The sequence below is a fragment of the Pararhodonellum marinum genome (assembly GCF_015354735.1).
GTDB classification, from domain to species: domain Bacteria; phylum Bacteroidota; class Bacteroidia; order Cytophagales; family Cyclobacteriaceae; genus Pararhodonellum; species Pararhodonellum marinum.
In genome coordinates, this window is sequence record NZ_JACEFJ010000013.1 from 1 (window position 1) to 18,825 (window position 18,825).

Sequence of the window (18,825 nt, forward strand, 5' to 3'; positions counted from 1 at the left end):
AAAGAGACACTTCAATTGGCTGAAATCCTCATGAACAAGCCCCATGACCTTATACACAAAGCCACGGGGTGGATGATAAGGGAAGTTGGGAACAGGGATTTTGATGTCGCTTTGTCATTTATCAAGCAATTCCGGATAGAAATGCCTCGAACCATGCTAAGGTATGCCATTGAAAAATTTGATCCCCAAATCAAGAAAGAACTGATGGGCAAAAGTAAATAAACAGACTAATTTATACCGTCAAGTTCACTCAATTCCAACCACCTCAATTCCATAGCCTCAAGCCGTTCACTTATTCGTTTGATTTCATTGGACCAAGCCAACAGTTCTTCATGGTTTTCTGATCCCACTCCGATCTGACCTACCAACTTTGATTTCTCTGCCTCAAGGGCCTCAATTTCCTTACTGATGTTTTCGAATTCCTTTTTTTCTTTGAAGGTCGCCTTGTTTTTTGGAGCAACCGGAGTTGACTCAGTCAGAGGAACACTGTTTTTTGTGGGCTTATCGACCTGATCTGCCTTTTTTTGAACTTTCTGTTCCTTTTCCCAATCTCTAAATTCAGTATAATTTCCGGGAAAGTCTTTGATTTTTCCTTCTCCCTCAAACACGAAAATGTGCTCTACCAGCCTATCCATAAAATACCGGTCATGGGATACGATGATCAGGCATCCTGGAAAATTGTCCAAAAAAGCTTCCAGCGTGTTGAGGGTCATAAGGTCCAGATCATTCGTGGGCTCATCCAAAATAAGGAAATTTGGACTTTTAATCAGTACCATTAGCAACTGCAGCCGACGTCTTTCCCCTCCACTGAGTTTGGCTATGGGGGTATGCTGTTGTTTGGGAAGAAAGCCAAATTGGGTCAGGAACTGGGACACGGTGATGGTGACCCCTCCAGCAATGGTCACTACTTCGGCTACCTCTTTCACGATGTCTATCAGTCTCATTTCTTCATCAAATGCATCCTCTTCCTGACGGTAATATCCTATGGCAGTGGTTTGTCCGGTGACTACTTTTCCACTGTCTGGAGTGAGCGCCCCAGTGAGCATGTTCAGAAATGTGGTCTTTCCGGCTCCATTGGGACCCACAATACCGATCTTGTCACCCTTTTTGAAAGTATAACTGAAATCCTTGATCAGCACTTTGTCGTCAAAGGATTTATGCAGTTTCTCGATCTCTATGATTTTATTGCCGAGGCGCTGCGAGGTGACGGATAGGGAAATATCCCTTTCTTCCCGCTTTTGAAATGCCTTTTCTTTGGTTTCCTCAAAGGCATCCACCCGGTACTTGGCCTTGGTACTCCTTGCCTTGGGCTGCCTGCGGATCCAGTCGAGTTCTTTTTTATATAGGCTCTTGGCTTTTTCCTGTTCAGTGGCTTCTACTTCTCTCCGCTCTGCCTTCTTTTCCAAAAAGTAGCCGTAATTGCCCATGTATCTATAGATATTGCCTTGGTCCAGTTCCAAAATCTGATTGGTGACCTTTTCCAGAAAATACCTGTCGTGGGTAACCATAAATAAAGACAGGTTGGCTTTTGCAAGGTATTCCTCCAACCATTCAATGGTCTCTAGGTCTAGGTGATTGGTGGGCTCATCGAGCAACAATAGATCGGGCTTTTCCAAAATGGCCTTGGCAAGGGCCACTCGCTTGCGCTGTCCCCCGCTCAGACTGCCTACCGGGATTTCTGTATCATGCAATCCAAGTTTACCCAAAACTTCCTTTACCTGATATTCAAAGTCCCAGGCTTCCAACCTGTCCATCTTTTCAAAAATGGTTTGTAACTGGTCTGCATTGTCTTTTCCCTGTTCAGCTTCCAACATTGCCTTGTGGTATTGCTCGATTACTTTCAGCGTTTCATTGTTGCTGTCATCAAAAATGGTTTTGAAGATACTTAATTCTCCAGAAAAGACAGGGTTTTGGTGCACATAGGCGATTTTAACTTGTTGATTGAGCGCCACACTACCAGTATCAGGAACCTCAAGTTCCATGATGATTTTCATCAGAGTCGATTTGCCGGCACCGTTGATACCCACTAGGGCCACCTTTTGTCCTTGATCTATCCCAAATGAGATGTTTTGAAAAAGTTTGCGCTCTCCAAAAGATTTGCTGAGGTTTTCTACTGATAGGTAATTCATGGCGCAAAATTAGCCAAAAAAATAGGCCAAAGCAATTTGCCTTCGGTATTCTCCAAGGACCCAATATAAAGAACTGATTCCAGGTCAAGGAATAAATAGCAGAGGATGGGATTATTTTTTCCCTATCAAAGCTTGAATGGCTTTACCCAATTGTTTGAAGCCGTTTTTAAAATGTTTTTTGGACTTTTTTAGTTGGGGTTCTATATCCTTTTGTTTCTTCTTGAAGGATTTTTCAAATTGGGCTTTTCCTTTTTTGAATTCCTCTTCCAAGCCGGCGTTTTTAGCTCTCAGCTCTGCAATTTTCTTTTCGATTTCCTCTTTGGCCTCACCGGTTGCCTCTGCGCCTTTTTCGATAAGTTCCTCTATTTTTGTCCCGATTTCTTGAAGCATTTTTTCTACCTCATCAAAACTGTTCTTTTTTGTTGCCATGGATGTTTTTTTTAAATAATTCTATTGCTTCTGAAATGAACCTTAAGTACAGCATAAAGTTGAACAAAATCTGCCTTAAAACAAAAAAAGCCCCAAAAGGGGCTTAAAGTTAAACAAAGAATCGCTATTCAAACATGGAATCATCCAAATCCACATTAATTTTTACTTCGGTAACTTTCCCAATCATGGTTGCTGGAACCATGGGGTTATTGATGGTCATGGTCATAGGCATCAATATACCCTCGACCTCCTGATAATCACTGTAGGTAACCTCCCCTAAGACTTCGCCATAGGTTTTGATTTTCAGTCCGGACGCCACGCTATAATAATCATTGGTTTCCTGACCTCCATCTGTTTTGACTACGATTTTGTGGGCTTCCTCACCGTTCACCTGTTCTGTTCCTCCATAACTGGATGAATAACCTAAAGATTCATAATGCTGCTCAGGGAAAACATACGTCTGGGGCCTCAACAATTTAACTTGCTCGGCACTGAGGTTTTGTGGGTTACCCATGGCGATAACCTTTCCATTGTCACCATTTAAAATGGTTTGGGAAATGGTGTTGCCATCCATGGTGGTTTCTTGAATCATCCTTCCATTTTCACTGTCGCTTATGGTTCGGATTTCAAGTTGCATGCCCTGGATCTCGGTGGTCATGAGCAAGCTTACATTTTTCACAGCGTCTACTTTGGATTTTCCGCCAATAGACTCTATGTATTTTTCTATCACCGCATCTACCTCTGGATCTCCGGCTAGGGTTACTTCATCCTGTGGATGATTTGATACCATCGCATCTACTCCTGAAAAGATCAGAAAGGCAGAAAACAAGCATATTAAATGTAATTTCATAAATTTTTGGTTTAAGGTAAACAAATTAGGTACAACCTGGCAAACAATACCAAAATAAGACCTTGGAATAAAGATAATTTTTTTTATTCAAAATCCGCTTCGGTCAAAGATACATTTACATCCAAAGAATTAACTTTAGCTTGTAGTGGCATGGGAATCATAGGAGAGACTACCGTCATTTCAATAGGATATTTTACCCCTGAAAAGGTATCATACTTGTTGTAAAAGGTATCTCCTGATTGGGCATTTTCGTTTTTCACTTTCAATCCGCTCTCTACACTGTAGTAATTGACTGTTTTCCCCCCAACAGGATTTGTGACGATCACTTTGTAGGCATCCTCGCCTTCCACATCCCTGATGCCATCCAGTTCCATCTCATAGGCCAAATCCTTGTAGTGAAGTTCAGGTATCAGAAACATATTCATTTTTGCTGCCTGGAACTGTTCTTCAGGAAGGGCCTGAGTTTGGCCCTGCATAGTCATTACCGCTTTTCCGTCCGCAATGGTCACATTGCTGAGGGTGTTGCCCATCATGCTGACTTTTTGGTTGAATTTTTCATTGTCCACATCAAAGGTGAAATCCTGGGTAAGCACCTGCCCTTGGATGTCAGCAGTCAAATTCACCTTAGCCGTTTTGATTGCTTTTGCGGCATCCCAGCCACCTATGGCATTGATGTAATTTTCAATGACTTGTTCCGCTGAAAGATCCGCATCTACCTCTGCCAATTCCCTGGCCGGATCGCCTTGGTTATCATAAAATGCAACAGGACCAAACGAATCCAGTTTACCTTTCAGCCCAGAGCCATCCCCTACCACTGTGATGTGCATGTTTTCAGGTTTGAGGTACTTTTTAGCTACAGCATTGATGTCTTCGACCGACAGATCACTTAATCTTTGAAGATAAGTGGCGTAAAAATCTTTAGGGAGTTGATACCTTTCTGTATTGATGGCAAAATTCGCAATAGTGGAAGGGTTTTCCAAAGATCGTCCAAAACTACCGCTTAAATTTGCCTTGGCCGCTTCTAATTCCTGCTCTGTCACGCCTTCTTTGACCATTTTGTCTATTTCATAAATAAATTCGTGAAGAGCCGAATCAGTAACTTCTGTTCTCACTGATGCATTGGCTGAAAAAGAGGTGACTAATTTATCTGAGCCTATTGATGAATAAGCGCCATACGTATACCCCTTGCCCTCTCTTAGATTCATAAACAATCTTGAAGAAGATCCTCCACCCAAAATATAGTTGAGCACGCGGGTGGACAGGTAGTCTTCATTGGCCAGGCTCATTTCCATGGGATAAGTCAGGTTGATGACAGACTGAACTGAAGATGCACGGTCTACCACAGCCACCTTGTTGCCTTCTGGAGGCGTAGGCATTTCATAAGATTTGGAAGGGACTTGCCCTTTTTCCCACTTAGTGAAATATTTTTTGACCAGTTTTTCCGCTTCCTTTTTATCAATATCACCCACGATGGCCAAATAAGCAATATTTGGCTTGAAATAGGTTTCATAATAATTCTTTATGTCCTCGACGGTCACATTATTGACAGTAGCTTCGGTTTCCAACTCACCATAAGGATGATTTCTCCCAAAGTTCAAGCTGGACACCAATCTATTGGAAATGGCGTCAGGATTGTCCTTACTAGCGGCTAAACCTGTAATGGTTTGCTTTTTCAGTTTATCCAATTCCGAATCAGGGAATATGGGATTGTATAACACATCTGTCATCAGCTCAAGAATTTTTTCCTGATGCTTTTTCAATGATGAACCATAAATAGAGGTCGATCCTGCATTTAAGGAAGCTCCTATGAAATCCACCTCTTCATCCAAAGCTTCCTTAGAACGATTTTTGGTCCCAGCAGTGAGCATTTCTCCCACAAAGCCTGTCATACCAGCCTTTTCCCCTTCAAGGATAGGGTCCCTTTCTAATACCAAGGAAAAAGCCACCCTGGGTAGTTTGTTGTTTTGTACCACAAAGACTTTGAGTCCATTGTCCAGAGTAAAGGTAGCGGCATCGCCCAATTTGATTTCAGGGGCAGGACCTGGCTCTGGCAGTTTTGACCTGTCTACCTGAGCTGTTGCCAAGGTCGAAAGGACCAGGCAGATCATAAGAATTGCTATATTTTTCATGTTAATCATGGTGCTCGCTTTTTAAATTAATTTTGTACTTGGGGTTTGGGGAGGTAGTAGAGTACCACTCTACCATCAAGGGTCATGTATTCATTGGCCACCCGCTTCAAATCCTCCTTTTTCACTTTTCGATACTGTTCCAATTCCTGATTGATGTAATTGGTATTGCCATAGAATACTTTTGCTTCTGCAAGGTTTTGTGCTATACCTGCCATTGACGCATTTTTGCTAACCAAATCATTTTCGATGATGTTTTGAAGTTTTTGAAATTCCGTATCTGATATGCCTTCTTCTTGCACTTTTCCAACTAAAACATCTATTTCTTTTTCAAGGTCCTCTGGATCCACACCCATATTGGTGATGCCATACATCAGAAAAATTCCTCCATCCTCCAAATCCAAAGGAATTGCAGCAACAGCTAACGCTTTTTGTTGGTTATCCACAAGTTCTTTGGTCATTAAGGAAGATTTTCCTCCTGTTAGGTAAGTGGATAACATGGACAGTGCATATGAATCGGGATGATTTTTGGGAGGAAGATTATAGGACTGGATGACGGCAGGGATCTGAATGTTGTCATATATGATGTCTCTGATCTCTGCGGTTTTTTTAGGTTCTTTGACATTGGGGCGGTAGATTTCTCCTTTACCCTTAGGTATTTCTTCAAAGTATTTTCTCACCCAGGCTTCAGTCTGTGCATAATCAAGGTCACCTGCAATGGTAAGGGTAGCATTGTTGGGCACATAAAAATCATTGTAGAACTGCATGAATTCCTCTAAAGTAGCGGCATTCAAGTGGTCCAAGGAGCCAATAGGTGCCCATTGATACGGATGTTCGGAGTAGGCTCTAAGAAGCGTTTCCTGCAAAATAGACCCATAGGGTTGGTTGTCAATTCGCTGCCTTTTTTCCTCTTTCACCACCTCTCTTTGGGTTTCCACGCCTACTTCGTCAATTTTGGCATGAAGCATTCGCTCACTTTCCATGTAAAGTGCCAATTCCAATTGATTGCTAGGCAGCAGCTCATAATAGTAGGTGATGTCATTAGAGGTGAAAGCATTCAATTCCCCACCCGCTGATTGGATGATTTCCATGTATTCACCTCTGCCGATGTTCTCACTTCCTTCAAAAAGCAGGTGTTCAAAAAAATGGGCAAAGCCTGTTCTTTCGGGATCCTCGTTTTTAGAACCTACATGGTACAATACGGAGGTAATGACGATGGGCGTGGTGTTGTCTTTGTGCATGATCACATGCAAGCCATTATCCAAAGTAAATTCCTTGAATTCTATCTTGTTCTGAGCCATTACTGTCAAAGTGACTAGGGCACTGAACAGTATCAAAAGCGTAATTTTTCTCATATGTTTGTGTTTATTCGGGTAAGAATTAGGTGCTTTACAATAATCGATCCACAGGTCATTTTGTTAATCAGAAAAAACATTTTGTAACTCCTTTCTACAGACTTGGCAAAAATCGCTTTGAAAAATATTATTTATAATCAAAAGAAACAAATTTAAATCTTAAAAATGTAGTCTGATTTACATTTTTTTTCCTTCAGATTCATAGGGTGTAACTCACCGAAACTACCTTGATCGTTTTTCTTTCAAATGTAGAAATTAAATGACAAAGTTTGAAAGCCTGTCTAGACCAATGCAGGTTATCGTTGATGAAAGAATTTTTTTGGCATGTTTTAGATGAAATTTTATGTCCACTTTTCACTCAAATGACTTACATCCCTCAAATGGTTTTTTTTATTAACCATTTAAGGAAATAAAAATTTGTGGCTTTAAAAATCTCTATTGGTGAAATGAAAATAGGTGACTGATTTTTTGGAAGCATCACAATTTGAGTGAATATTTGTTTGGGCTCAATAACTTGTTTCTTTGATAATTCCCCTTTTCTATGAAAAACTGCTTTATAATACTGGTTTTCTTATCTTCTATTTTTGCCTGCAAAGCTCCTGAAGTCCAGGAAGATTCTCGTCAAAAAAAAGAGATTCCAATTGAACAAGCCATACTCAACGACCCCCAAAGCTTCTATTTCATTGATTTCAATAGTTATCCACAATTGGATCCATCCCTGCCTATCGGTGTATTTGATTCAGGTACAGGTGGGCTCACTGTTTTGGATGCCATATTGAAATTTGATGAATACGACAATGCACTTGGAAAGAAAGGGCAAGACGGACTTGCTGACTTCAGTAACGAAAGCTTTATTTACCTTGCCGACCAAGCCAATATGCCTTATGGCAATTATGCGTCAGAGGAAAACAGTGAACTGCTGATCGAACACATCCTCAAAGACACGCAGTTTTTACTTTCAGACAAGTATTACGATTCCCGTGAGTCGCCCCTTCCCAATATCGGCAAACCTCGGGTAAAAACTTTAGTGATAGCCTGCAATACAGCAACCGCCTATGGCAAAGAGTTTATTGAAGATTTCTTGGCCAAGACCGGGATAGAGATGAAGGTAATTGGGGTGATTGATGCCGGGTCAAGGGGTGCCTTGGAAAATTTTGGCCTTGAGGAAGACGGGACTATAGGTGTGATGGCTACGGTTGGTACCATTACATCTAAAGGCTATGAAAACACCCTGATCAGATTAATTGAAGAAGGCGGTTATTCAGGTGACATCCAGATTTATAATCAGGGTGGGCATGGCATTGCAGAAGCGGTGGATGAGGAACCTGATTACTTGGCCAGAAATCTTTCTGCCCCTAGATCGGATTACAGAGGCCCAGGACTGAACCATCCTGAATTCAAAATAGACAAAACCCTACTGGACATCTACAATTTTGACATGGACCAAAACAAGATTTTATGTGATGTGGATAACTTAAACGAATGCAATATCCTTCAATTGAATGACCCTGAGAATTATGTCCGGTACCATTTGGTCTCTTTGATGGAACAAATGAGAAGCATTCCGAATGCCCAACCTTTAAAAGCCTTGATTCTAGGTTGTACACATTACCCCTATCTGATCAAAGAGGTGAAAGATATTTTGGCCGAGCTGTATGATTATCCAGAGGGAGACGGCTTTCGATACAGGCACCTGATGGCAAAAGAAATTGATATTGTGGACCCTTCTGTGAATACCGCGAGAGAATTGTATGTCTATATGAAAGAAAATCAACTGTTTAATTCCACAGGCAGCATGGAGGACTCTCAGTTCTACATTTCAGTACCCAATGTGGATAACTCAAAAGCTGAATTAGATGCCCATGGCAGATTCACCTATGCTTACAAATATGGAAGGAAGCCTGGAGAGATTCAGGAGTATGTCAAAATTGTCCCTTTTAGTGAACAAAATATTCCTCAGGAAACCCTTGCCCGGTTGGCCCAGATGACCCCTAGGACATTTGAATTGATGGGATTGAATTTAGAACCCGCCATACCATGATAATGTTGAAAACGCTAAAGGTCTTTAGGAAATTACGGTCTTTTCAACTATTGCAATTATTTGAAATATAGATTAAAGAAAAGCTTTAAGCACATAGATTTTTTTCAGAAAACAGAGAGTAATTTTACTTAAAATTACTCTTTAAGTATTACTTTAAGTTGAAGTTTTTTCTAGTTTTTTACATACCATGGGAGCTTACACCTTAATCATTATTTTATGCAGGGGTTCATAATTGTTTACTATTGAATTTATGGCTTCACTATTTTGTGGATAACTTCAGAAAATTCCTCTTCACGGATTTAATCTGGCCAATATTTCCTTGGCTTCATGCCAAATTAGTCGCGGTCCGAACTGGCTTACTATCTTAGAGCTGGCCATAGAGGCAAGCTTACCACTCGATGCATAGCTGTGTCCATTGGTGATCCCAAACATAAAAGCGCCGGCAAACATATCCCCTGCTCCATTGCTATCCACTGCGGTGGTCTCATAAGGCTCAATGTCGATAAAGGTATCGCCATCAAATATCATTGCACCATTTTTCCCTTGAGTGATGACAAAATGTTTGGCAGCTTTTTTCAATTCCTCCCTGGCCTCCATCAAATTATCCTTACCGGTATACAACATGGCTTCCTCCTCATTGGCGAAAAGAAAATCCACACTGTGACCTATTACATCATCGAATGCCCCTTTGAAATATTTTACCATGGCAGGGTCAGAAAAGGTTAAGGCAACCTTGACGCCGTTTTCTTCAGCGATCTTTTTGGCATGCATCATCGCCTCCTTGCTGTTGGTAGAAGTGACCAGATAACCCTCGATAAAAAGGTATTTTGAATCTTTGATGGCCCACTCATTGACATCCTTTGTGGAAAAGTGTTGAGATATCCCTAAAAACGTATTCATTGTCCTTTCTGCATCTGAGGTCACCATTACCAGACATTTTCCAGTAATCCCGGGTTCAAGCTTATTGGGATCTAAATTATGATCCACCCCGGAGTTTTTCAGATCTTCTACAAAAAATTGGCCCAAGTCATCATTGGCTACTTTACAGCAGTAATAGGAATTACCTCCGAATTGACTCACTGCGATCACTGTATTACCGGCAGAACCCCCACATTGCTTTTTGGTTTCCTTGGTGTTGACTACCTTCATCAAGGCATTTTGCCTTTTTTCATCCACCAAAGTCATCAAGCCCTTTTCCACACCGTTTTCTTCAAAAAACTGGTCGGTTACTTTAAATTCAATGTCTACCAAGGCATTGCCTATGCCTACTACGTCATATTTTTTCATGTTTTCTTTCTTTCAGTAATCTTCAAAGTAAGTTTATGTGCTATTCAAAAATAGGATGTCTTTCAAAAGGTTTTTCCCGATCAAAAAGGTACCTGTATGTATGATGTGTTTTATATATGGTCGCATTGAGTTGTTCGCAAACCCGCATCATTTTTGGATTAAAGTCCCCGACCCAATTCATCTCTATGGTTTTATAGGGGAAGGAGTCTTTACTTGCAAATACCTCATTGTACTTCATGATCATGGCACTTTCCACCCCCTTGCCCTGATGGTCCGGGACCACGCCAAAAACCAGCCCGAGCATTTTATTCGGTGGATTAAAGGTCTTGTTCCACAAGAATTTCAATTTGCCAACAAGATCCAATTTGCCGTTGACGTATTTAAAAATTTGATTGATCTCAGGAATGTTGATAAAAAATGAAACAGGTTCATCTTTAAAGAAACCAAAATAGATCAATCTAGGGTCTATGATGGGTTTCATTTTTCCGAACATAAGCTGGGCTTCTTTTAAAGTCAGGGACTTCCCCATGTGTCTCGCCCATGCTTTGTTGTATACTTCCATAAAGTACCTGGGAGCATGGTTTTTAAGCTCATCCCCGCGCACATGTCGAAAAGAATATTCTGGATTTGCCATGATTTTATCGGCTCTCTCGATCATCTTAGGATCAAAACCCAAGCGTTGGCAGGGTCGCATATAGGTGTATTGCTTAAAGTATAGCTTGAAACCATACGCCTCAAAGAATGATTGGTAATAAGGGTGATTGTATGGCATATTGTAATTTGGTGGCGAAAAACCCTGCACAAGCAGCCCCCACCATTTGTCTCTTTCCCCAAAATTGACTGGACCATCCATGGCTTCCATACCCAGGTTTAGGAGCCAAGTCCTAGCCGTATCAAACAGTTTAAAAGCTACTTCCTGGTTATCCACACATTCAAAAAACCCTAAGCCTCCGGTGGGCTGTTTTTCTTTCCATTTTGGATGGATAAAAGCCGCTATTCTTCCCAAAACATTACCCTGCTCATCTTGAAGCAACCACCTGATGGCCTTCCCTCCTTGTCGAAGCAGTTTGTTGGTTTCAGCGTGGAATATGCCTTCAATATCCTTGTCCAGCGGCCTGATCCAATTGGGCTCATTTTTGTAAAGTTTGACAGCCATTTCCAAAAATTCCTTCTCCAATTTGGGGCTGTTTACTTCCTGAATGATCATGTTTTTGATTTATTTTAAAAAGCTAAAATTAGCCAAATACCCGATAAGAAAAAAAGAAACCAAGCCATTAAAAGAAAACCAATAAAAAACCCAAAAGGAAAGCCGCCTCAAGATACAACCTGACTTTACGTGGAACCGATTCAGGGCTGAAAAAGAAAAAGGCGTGGGCCAAAAGAACCAACATAAGAATACTCAAATAAATGCGGTAATAGGCAGGCATGACCCAAATAGCTATGACCAGAAAAAAGAAAGTCAAAAGTATCAGAAAGGTAATCAACCTTATTGTGGATAACTCGCCCATTAAAGTAGAAAATGAGGGCATATGATCCGCCAAATCTGAGGATCGATCCAATTGCGATAAATAAAGCAGATTGATCCAAGCTACCCATACATAGGCAACAAAAATCCACCAAAATTCTTCAGGCAACTCAGCTATGGAAGAAGTCATCACAGGTACGAATGCAATCCCTGAAACATAAAACAAAGCAGTCAATGCTTCTTTAAAAAAAGCCAAGCTGCTGGCCACCCACTTGAAAAAAAATATGCTGATGACAATCAGTATTCCCAAAATAAAACCAGAATATGTTAATTTCGGGGTAGGTAAAGTGTAAAAAGCCAGAAAAATTCCTGACAGAGCAATCAAAACAAGGACAAAACCCAACTTTTTTAAATGTTCTTGGTGGAATTGGTGTCGCGGTGTTTTTGCGATGGTATTTAAATCATACACGTCCAATAAATGGTCCAAAGTATAAATGCTCCAAACTGCCATTGAAAGCAGCAGATAATAAATCCAAGAAAGCCTTTGATTCAACAAATGGGCAAAAAAATACATACCTGCACAGGCCCCTGCCACCACGTCGAAGGACAACCAATGAAATCTATCGTAACCTTTTTGGAATAGATCTGCCATTATAAGCAAATATAGGATTTCCTTTCAATTTGGTTTTCAAACTTCAAACTGACCAGAGTTATCCACATTATGCGCAACTTTAATTTACTTCTCGTTCATTTATTTCCCGCAAAGGCGCCAAGCCACAAAGGTTTTTTTAATTTATCTTTTCACTCCCTCAATAATTTAATTTATCGACAACCAATCAAGCATAAATTTCTTAGTGACTTTGCCCCTTTAGCGGGTAATTTTTTTCTCTTTCAAAAATGTGGAGCATAAGGCTTTTCTCCCATAACCTCGACAACCCCAAAACTAAAAAATAACCTTTTAACAACCAGAAGAACATGTCACTTTGCGACTTTCCAACTTTGCGTGCAATTTTTTTTAACCAAGGAAGCGAGGTTCCTACAGAAATCCCATACTTAAAATTCCGGTAAACATCAGAATCTTAGAGAGTAAGCTTAGTCTGGTGAAATGGATTTTTCGGTCAGCATGGTAAATTTTATACATGAAAAATGTGAATAACAAACTTAGTCCGCCGAAATAAATAAAAAGGTGGGTGTTGTTGATCCTAAAGGTAACTACCAATATGGAGGCCACAAAAACCCCTGCGATCAGAAAAATAACTTGTTTGGTTGCTCTAAATCCCAATACAATAGGAAGCGTCTTGCATCCATGCAAGCGATCTCCCTGCCTGTCCTCTATGTCTTTGATGATCTCTCTGATCAGGTTGAGAAAGAAAGCAAACAAGGCGTAAGTCAATACGATAAGTTCCGATTGCTGATAATAGAACCCCACAATCCAAATAGACATTCCTGTAAGCAAAGCAACGGTAATATTGCCGATAAAGGGAAGCCTTTTTAATTGATTGCTGTAAAGCCAAAGCAGAAAAGCAGCTATGATATTGACCACTGCTATTCTTGGCCCCACCAAATACCCAAGCATGATGCCGCTAAAATTGAAAACAGTATGGAGGATCATGACAATACGCCTTTTCATGGTACGCCCTACTACCACGGTATTGGGGCGGTTGATATAATCGATTTTGACATCGTAATAATCATTGATCATGTAGCCTGAGGCCGTAAGGATCACTGTGGCTAAAATCAAAAGATAGAGGTTGTAATCCTGTAGTACCGGCATCCCTTGCCTCGTGGTCTCCACCAAAAAGTAAGCGGTCATGAGCTGCGCAAATGCCACCATCAACAAGTTCATCGGCCTGATGATCTTGAAAAATGCCTTGGTGGAAAATTTTGGTGTGGATGCTACAACTTCCATGGTTTAAAATTACGACAAATTAATCGGGAGGTTGGTGCCTAAAATGAAATATTAAGGAGAAGGGCTTCAAAGTTTTGAAAATTTAACTTACAATTCGAAAAATCACTGTCCAACAAAATATCTTCAGGCAAGTTTTCCGAGCTAAATCCAGCCGAAAAAAAAATCCCCTTCTCAGGGAAAAGGGGATTTTTGATATAATTAACCAAACTTTACTCTAAAGATTCATTGATAAGACGCACCATCAGGTCATTCAGAAATTCTACCTCATAATCCCCTACCGTAGGCTCAAGGTGATCATTGCCTATGCCACTGTGGTTGGTGATGAAAACATAAGTCCCATTGGTAGCCATTGCAAAAAACCGCATCAAAAATTCAGTTTCCTTATCAATCCCACTTGCGGTTACCGGAATGACTTTTATTCCCTTGGATGCAGCTGATTTGATGCTGGCTTGTAGGCTTTTGATGACATCAGGCCGGTGGTGAGGCGGGGCGTCCAAAACCAGAAACAACAACCTTGATTTGGCTTGGCTTGACCACTGCAAATTCTGGATGGCTTTCTCCATAGCAGTATGGACTGCTTCAGGATAATCTCCTCCACCTTCAGCAGATTGATTTTGGATAAATCCCATGGTTTGGTTGATGTCTGCAGTGAAGGGAGATTCTCTTGTCACATAATCATCACCTACATCCCTGTAAAATACCGATCCGGTAAACAAGGGAATACTTGGGAATTCATTTTTTACCCGTTGGATCACATCGTTCAATTCTACCTTTAAGTATTCCAGTTCATCACCCATAGAACCGGTGGCATCCACTACAAAAGCAATTTCGGCCCTTTGGGTTTGTAAGGCATTTCCTGAATAAGTGATGGTATTGATTCCTTCAGCGTAAGCCTTAACTGGAGAAAAGGTCTTTGTTCCGTTCTGAATATCTAAAATCAGTGGTTCCTCTTGCAATCTTAGGTTTCCAATGGCATATACATTTGACCATAATTCTGCTCTGCCCTTGTTGTCCGTCTTGGCCATCCAGATCACTTCTGTACCCTGTTTCAATGCCACCGGTACGTCGATCACAGCTTGGCCGGCATTGTCCACTACTGAAACTGCCACTCGATGTTGCATGCCAAAACCCCAATAACCGCGGTACTTGCCGAATTCTTGTTGGTTCATCAGGTTTCCCCAAAAGGACCAATTCTCTAAATCATTCCACTCGCCCGCAGTGATCTGCCCCGCTGGAATGGTCACCTCTTGTCCCCCAGAACCTCCATCCACAACACCCACTTCACTGCTTCCGCCTAATCGATCCAAAAAGGCTCCATCTGGGCTTCCCATATCTTCCATATTCCCTTCACAAGCCCACAGAGCCAGTGAGACCAGAAGAAACCTGAGCCTTACTTTCATTTTGTAAAAATCTGCATCCATAATTGTTATTAGTTTAAATGTCAACCTACCCTTTTGAAAAGACGAATTAATTTGAAAACATGTCCTGAAAATTGAGAAAAAACCTATATTTATTTTATTCTGAAAAATTTTTACTGTGATTAGCTTTTTCGACCTTTTAAATTGACTAGAAATACCATGATGGATTTTAAAGCATTCCGAGCATCTCTTTCACATCACTATCCAGGTGAAGAACTACCACCACATCTAAGGGCCTTGTGGTTTGATGCTAAAGGAAACTGGGAAAATGCACATCACTGCGTGGACAGCTTGTCTGATCAAGCTGCCTCCCATGTGCATGCCTACCTACATCGAAAAGAGGGAGACATCTGGAATGCAGACTACTGGTACAGAAGGGCCGGTAAAAGCAGACCAACATATGACCTGGATGAAGAATGGGAAACTCTGGTCCGACACTACCTTCAAACCTAATTCTTATTAAGTCCGGTAAAATTAAGGGGCTTTAATTTTGGGAAGTTCTGGATAGCTATCCAAAAGGTTACCCTCCTCATCAAACATCATCATGCTTTTTTCGCTTCCTTGAATGCTTAACAAAGTAAAATTCCTGATCCCTACTGCCTTATTTAGGTACCAAGTCTGATCCACGGGATGAACTTCCCTCGTCCTTGTACCCCAAGCACCATCTCCAATATAGACTACTCCTGTATCATCTACCTGTTGATTTCGGATCGGATAGGTTCTTTTATAGGTATGGTCATGATTTTCAAAAGCCAGAGTCACACCAAAGCTTTCAAAAAGGGGAACCCAGTTTTCCCTGATCAAAGCATGTACTTCCCCATCAAAATCCCTAGCTGAAGGAAATGCAGGGACATGGTAGATCGGGATTAAATGTTGTGTGTCTTTTCTCTCTGTTAGGGCTTTTTTTAGCCAATCAGTCTGTTGCCCTTCAATGGGATTGGAATGCTGTGTATCCAAAATAAACAAACTCAAATAGTTACCGAAATCCAAAGTACTATAACCGGGTTGACCAGGAAAAGTGAATAAAGGATAAAAATAAGGGGCGATTTTAAGTCTGGATGCGTCTGATTGGGTGTAATCTTCATGCTTTGAGAAATATCCCCCCTTGACCTCATGGTTTCCGATGCAGACCACAACGGGGATAATTTTGCCTTCCGGAGTGATCAATTCCTTTAAAGCCTCAAACCAATCATACCACCGGTTCAAATTTTCCTCCAGTCCATTGGCATAAGCCAAATCACCTCCTATGATGGCAAAATGAGGATCATACTTGACCACCAACTGATTGGTTTTCTCCATAAAGGCCCTTTCGTGCATGCTATCGCCTCCAATGGCTATCCTAATGGCTTCCTCATGGGTATGTTCAGGCATGGTGATGAAATGAAAAACTTTTCCTTTGTCACTGAATTTGACCTCATAGGCCGTATTGGGAGTCAATCCGGTAAGCTCAACCCGCTGTACAAACCTGTCGCTCGAAAAAGGAAAAGGGAAGGTTTCGCCGGTTTGACCCTGCCATTCCTCAGACCCTTTAAGCCTGTAAAACAAATTTTGGGTTTGGCTTTCGGGAGTATGCCAATCCAAACACATGGTCGTTGTGGGGTCATCTTTCCAGCTCAGCATGATACCTGAAGGCACTTCTTCCTGTGCAATGACTGCATTGAAAGTACTGCCGACCAAAAGAAAGGAAATTATGAAAACTTTCAGCGTTCTCAATTCACTAATCATATTCATGCGTGTATGGATTTGTTAAATGACGAAACGTCTAATTTAATCAAAAATTAGAGCACCAAGAAACCTTCCTGTTAAGTTAAGCTTATGTTTCTTTTAACAAATGATAATTTCTTGCTTTCAATTCAATCAGAAACCTCATTTTTAAAACCCAATAGACGCAAAGCATTAGCTACCACGAGGAGTGTGGAACCTTCATGCATGACCACAGCAGGACCTATTCCAGCCACATCAAAGAGGGTCAGGGGCACCAAAACCGCCACCATTCCCAGACTTATCCACAAATTTTGTTTGATTGTAGTACGGGTTTTGCGACTTAGGGCCAAGGCAAAAGGCAACTTGTCCAACCTATTGCCCATCAAGGCAATGTCAGCTGTCTCCATAGCCACATCATTGCCGGCTGCACCCATTGCGATCCCTACAGCGCTGTGCGCCATCGCAGCTGCATCATTTACTCCGTCACCTACCATGGCCACCCTACCGTAAGTTTTTTGCAGTCGCTGAATATGCCTAACCTTATCCTCGGGCATCAAATGTCCATAAGCTTGGTCTAAACCCACCTGTCGGGCGATCTTATCCACCACTTTTTGGTGGTCTCCACTGAGCATGACCATGTGCTCAATACCAGATAGATGAAGAAGGTCTAAAGTATTTTTGGCCTCTATTCTTGGTGAATCACTTAAAGCCAAGATGCCTAAAAAATCCCCTTTGAGGGCAAGCAATAGACAAGTATTGCCATTTTCCTCGAGCAAGCTCATCTCTTGAAGGATGTCAGGAGAAGGCTTACCTTGATCCAAAGTCTCGAAAAAGTTGAGATTTCCTAAATAAACCAAATCTCCATCAATTGTCGCTTTAACCCCTAGGCCCACGAAATCCTCCAAATTATCGGCCTTAATCACATTTTGTTCTCCAAATTCCTCCACGCCAGCTTTGTATATGGCTTTTGCCAAAGGATGATTGCTCATGGCTTCTGCAGCCATAGCCATTTGAAGAATTTCAGAAGAATTACATTTGCCTAAAGGTATTATTTCATTTAAATGGGCCTTACCCTGGGTGAGGGTGCCAGTTTTATCAAATGCCATGGCTTTTACACTACCTAGAATTTCCAGCGGCCCCCCACCTTTGACCAAAATGCCAGTCCGGGCCGCCCGGGCCACTCCGCTCAGCACCGCACTAGGGGTAGAGATGGCGAGGGCACAGGGACTTGCTGCTACCAGAACAGCCATAGACCTGTAGAAACTCTCTTGAAAAGTCTCCGGTGAAAAAACAAATACAAAGTTGAGTCCAAACACCAGGACAAGCACCACTGGTACAAAAAACCGCTCGAAACGGTCCGTAAATCTCTGGGTCGGGGATTTTTGCTTTTGGGATTCCTGGACCAATGCCACCATCCTGGCCAAAGTAGAATCTTTACTGGTCTTAGTCACTTCAATTTCCAAAGTTTGGCTTCCATTGATCGTCCCTGAGAACACCCTGTTTTCCTCATTTATTTCTTCCCATCGATCAGTTCCCTTTTTCCGGGAAGAAGCAATTGCAAACTTATCCACAGGGATGGATTCACCGGTGATTGGTGCCTGATTTACCTGACTGCTACCTTGGATGACCAATCCGTCGGCCGGAATTCTGCTATTTGGTCTCACCAAAATCACATCTCCCTTCTGTAGGGATTCTATGGGCACTTCCCTATTGACATCACCTTCTTTAAGTGTGGCCGTTTTCGGAATCAATTCATTTAAAGAGGAAAGAGCGTTTCTTGCCTTGGCCAAGGCATAATGCTCCAGTGCATGTCCTAAACTAAACAAAAAAAGCAGTAGTGCTCCTTCTGCCCAAGCACCCAATAAAGCAGCGCCAACCGCCGCCAAAAGCATCAAGAAGTCAATGTGGAAATTTCCCTTAACCAATCCTTCATAAGCCTCTTGAGAAGTATAATATCCTCCGAAAAAATAAGCCCCCAGGTAAAAAACCAAACTCACTGAATTGGGTAATGCTGACCAAAAAGACAACAAAAAACCTATCAACAACAAGCTTCCTGAAGCAAGAGAGAAATACAATTCCGAATACTTACCGTGTGTTGAATGTCCCATTTTA

15 protein-coding genes are annotated in these 18,825 nt (G+C 41.5%); 3 read left to right on the forward strand and 12 right to left on the reverse strand.

All coding sequences use genetic code 11. The annotated features are described in order from the left end of the window. Positions 1–222: DNA alkylation repair protein (locus H1A14_RS18940; protein WP_194777873.1), on the forward strand; the 222-nt coding region annotated here is incomplete at its 5' end. Positions 223–227: 5 nt separating this feature from the next. Here the strand turns inward: H1A14_RS18940 and H1A14_RS18945 are convergent. The 5 genes from H1A14_RS18945 to H1A14_RS18965 form a co-directional block, all read right to left on the reverse strand. After that, positions 228–2,129: an ABC-F family ATP-binding cassette domain-containing protein gene (locus H1A14_RS18945; RefSeq protein ID WP_194777874.1), complete on the reverse strand. Its 1,902-nt coding sequence runs from the start codon at positions 2,127–2,129 to the stop codon at positions 228–230. 111 nt (positions 2,130–2,240) lie between these two features. Beyond that, positions 2,241–2,558 carry a hypothetical protein gene (locus tag H1A14_RS18950; protein WP_194777875.1) on the reverse strand — a complete coding sequence of 106 codons (318 nt, stop codon included), beginning with the start codon at positions 2,556–2,558 and terminating at the stop codon, positions 2,241–2,243. Positions 2,559–2,682: 124 nt separating this feature from the next. Further along, positions 2,683–3,408 carry a LolA-like protein gene (locus H1A14_RS18955; protein WP_194777876.1) on the reverse strand — a complete coding sequence of 242 codons (726 nt, stop codon included), beginning with the start codon at positions 3,406–3,408 and terminating at the stop codon, positions 2,683–2,685. A gap of 83 nt (positions 3,409–3,491) precedes the next feature. Beyond that, positions 3,492–5,537, reverse strand: coding sequence for a M16 family metallopeptidase (locus tag H1A14_RS18960; protein ID WP_194777877.1), 2,046 nt, complete (start codon positions 5,535–5,537; stop codon positions 3,492–3,494). A 26-nt stretch (positions 5,538–5,563) separates the two neighbouring features. Further along, positions 5,564–6,889 (reverse strand): M16 family metallopeptidase, encoded by a 1,326-nt coding sequence (locus tag H1A14_RS18965; protein ID WP_194777878.1) that lies wholly within the window; start codon positions 6,887–6,889, stop codon positions 5,564–5,566. Positions 6,890–7,430: 541 nt separating this feature from the next. Here H1A14_RS18965 and H1A14_RS18970 point away from each other — a divergent pair. Further along, complete coding sequence (locus H1A14_RS18970) at positions 7,431–8,930, forward strand: glutamate racemase (RefSeq protein WP_194777879.1); 1,500 nt, start codon at positions 7,431–7,433, stop codon at positions 8,928–8,930. Positions 8,931–9,221: 291 nt separating this feature from the next. Here the strand turns inward: H1A14_RS18970 and H1A14_RS18975 are convergent, their stop codons facing one another. The 5 genes from H1A14_RS18975 to H1A14_RS18995 all read right to left on the reverse strand — a co-directional run bounded on the left by H1A14_RS18975 (position 9,222) and on the right by H1A14_RS18995 (position 15,012). Next, complete coding sequence (locus H1A14_RS18975; protein WP_194777880.1) at positions 9,222–10,217, reverse strand: adenosine kinase; 996 nt, start codon at positions 10,215–10,217, stop codon at positions 9,222–9,224. A gap of 40 nt (positions 10,218–10,257) precedes the next feature. Beyond that, positions 10,258–11,424, reverse strand: coding sequence for a hypothetical protein (locus tag H1A14_RS18980; RefSeq protein WP_194777881.1), 1,167 nt, complete (start codon positions 11,422–11,424; stop codon positions 10,258–10,260). Positions 11,425–11,491: 67 nt separating this feature from the next. Then, positions 11,492–12,334 (reverse strand): hypothetical protein, encoded by an 843-nt coding sequence (locus tag H1A14_RS18985; protein ID WP_194777882.1) that lies wholly within the window; start codon positions 12,332–12,334, stop codon positions 11,492–11,494. A 384-nt stretch (positions 12,335–12,718) separates the two neighbouring features. Beyond that, a complete protein-coding gene (locus tag H1A14_RS18990; protein WP_194777883.1) occupies positions 12,719–13,591 on the reverse strand; it encodes a geranylgeranylglycerol-phosphate geranylgeranyltransferase in 873 nt (290 codons plus the stop codon). A gap of 209 nt (positions 13,592–13,800) precedes the next feature. After that, entirely contained in the window at positions 13,801–15,012 is a 1,212-nt protein-coding gene (locus tag H1A14_RS18995) for a vWA domain-containing protein (protein ID WP_194777884.1), read from the reverse strand. Between the two features lie 156 nt (positions 15,013–15,168). On the opposite strand from H1A14_RS18995, the gene H1A14_RS19000 reads away from it, so the two are divergent. Next, complete coding sequence (locus H1A14_RS19000; RefSeq protein WP_317174909.1) at positions 15,169–15,462, forward strand: hypothetical protein; 294 nt, start codon at positions 15,169–15,171, stop codon at positions 15,460–15,462. A gap of 21 nt (positions 15,463–15,483) precedes the next feature. Here the strand turns inward: H1A14_RS19000 and H1A14_RS19005 are convergent, their stop codons facing one another. Further along, a complete protein-coding gene (locus H1A14_RS19005) occupies positions 15,484–16,740 on the reverse strand; it encodes a purple acid phosphatase family protein (RefSeq protein ID WP_228527877.1) in 1,257 nt (418 codons plus the stop codon). A 122-nt stretch (positions 16,741–16,862) separates the two neighbouring features. Further along, positions 16,863–18,821: a heavy metal translocating P-type ATPase gene (locus H1A14_RS19010; protein ID WP_194777885.1), complete on the reverse strand. Its 1,959-nt coding sequence runs from the start codon at positions 18,819–18,821 to the stop codon at positions 16,863–16,865. Positions 18,822–18,825 lie beyond the last annotated feature (4 nt).

Bases quoted from the DNA above. Each gene is read 5' to 3' on its own strand.
- H1A14_RS18945 (WP_194777874.1), bottom strand. From the start codon at position 2,129: ATGAATTACCTATCAGTAGAAAACCTCAGCAAATCTTTTGGAGAGCGC.
- H1A14_RS18950 (WP_194777875.1), bottom strand. From the start codon at position 2,558: ATGGCAACAAAAAAGAACAGTTTTGATGAGGTAGAAAAAATGCTTCAA.
- H1A14_RS18955 (WP_194777876.1), bottom strand. From the start codon at position 3,408: ATGAAATTACATTTAATATGCTTGTTTTCTGCCTTTCTGATCTTTTCA.
- H1A14_RS18960 (WP_194777877.1), bottom strand. From the start codon at position 5,537: ATGAAAAATATAGCAATTCTTATGATCTGCCTGGTCCTTTCGACCTTG.
- H1A14_RS18965 (WP_194777878.1), bottom strand. From the start codon at position 6,889: ATGAGAAAAATTACGCTTTTGATACTGTTCAGTGCCCTAGTCACTTTG.
- H1A14_RS18970 (WP_194777879.1), top strand. From the start codon at position 7,431: ATGAAAAACTGCTTTATAATACTGGTTTTCTTATCTTCTATTTTTGCC.
- H1A14_RS18975 (WP_194777880.1), bottom strand. From the start codon at position 10,217: ATGAAAAAATATGACGTAGTAGGCATAGGCAATGCCTTGGTAGACATT.
- H1A14_RS18980 (WP_194777881.1), bottom strand. From the start codon at position 11,424: ATGATCATTCAGGAAGTAAACAGCCCCAAATTGGAGAAGGAATTTTTG.
- H1A14_RS18985 (WP_194777882.1), bottom strand. From the start codon at position 12,334: ATGGCAGATCTATTCCAAAAAGGTTACGATAGATTTCATTGGTTGTCC.
- H1A14_RS18990 (WP_194777883.1), bottom strand. From the start codon at position 13,591: ATGGAAGTTGTAGCATCCACACCAAAATTTTCCACCAAGGCATTTTTC.
- H1A14_RS18995 (WP_194777884.1), bottom strand. From the start codon at position 15,012: ATGGATGCAGATTTTTACAAAATGAAAGTAAGGCTCAGGTTTCTTCTG.
- H1A14_RS19000 (WP_317174909.1), top strand. From the start codon at position 15,169: ATGATGGATTTTAAAGCATTCCGAGCATCTCTTTCACATCACTATCCA.
- H1A14_RS19005 (WP_228527877.1), bottom strand. From the start codon at position 16,740: ATGAATATGATTAGTGAATTGAGAACGCTGAAAGTTTTCATAATTTCC.
- H1A14_RS19010 (WP_194777885.1), bottom strand. From the start codon at position 18,821: ATGGGACATTCAACACACGGTAAGTATTCGGAATTGTATTTCTCTCTT.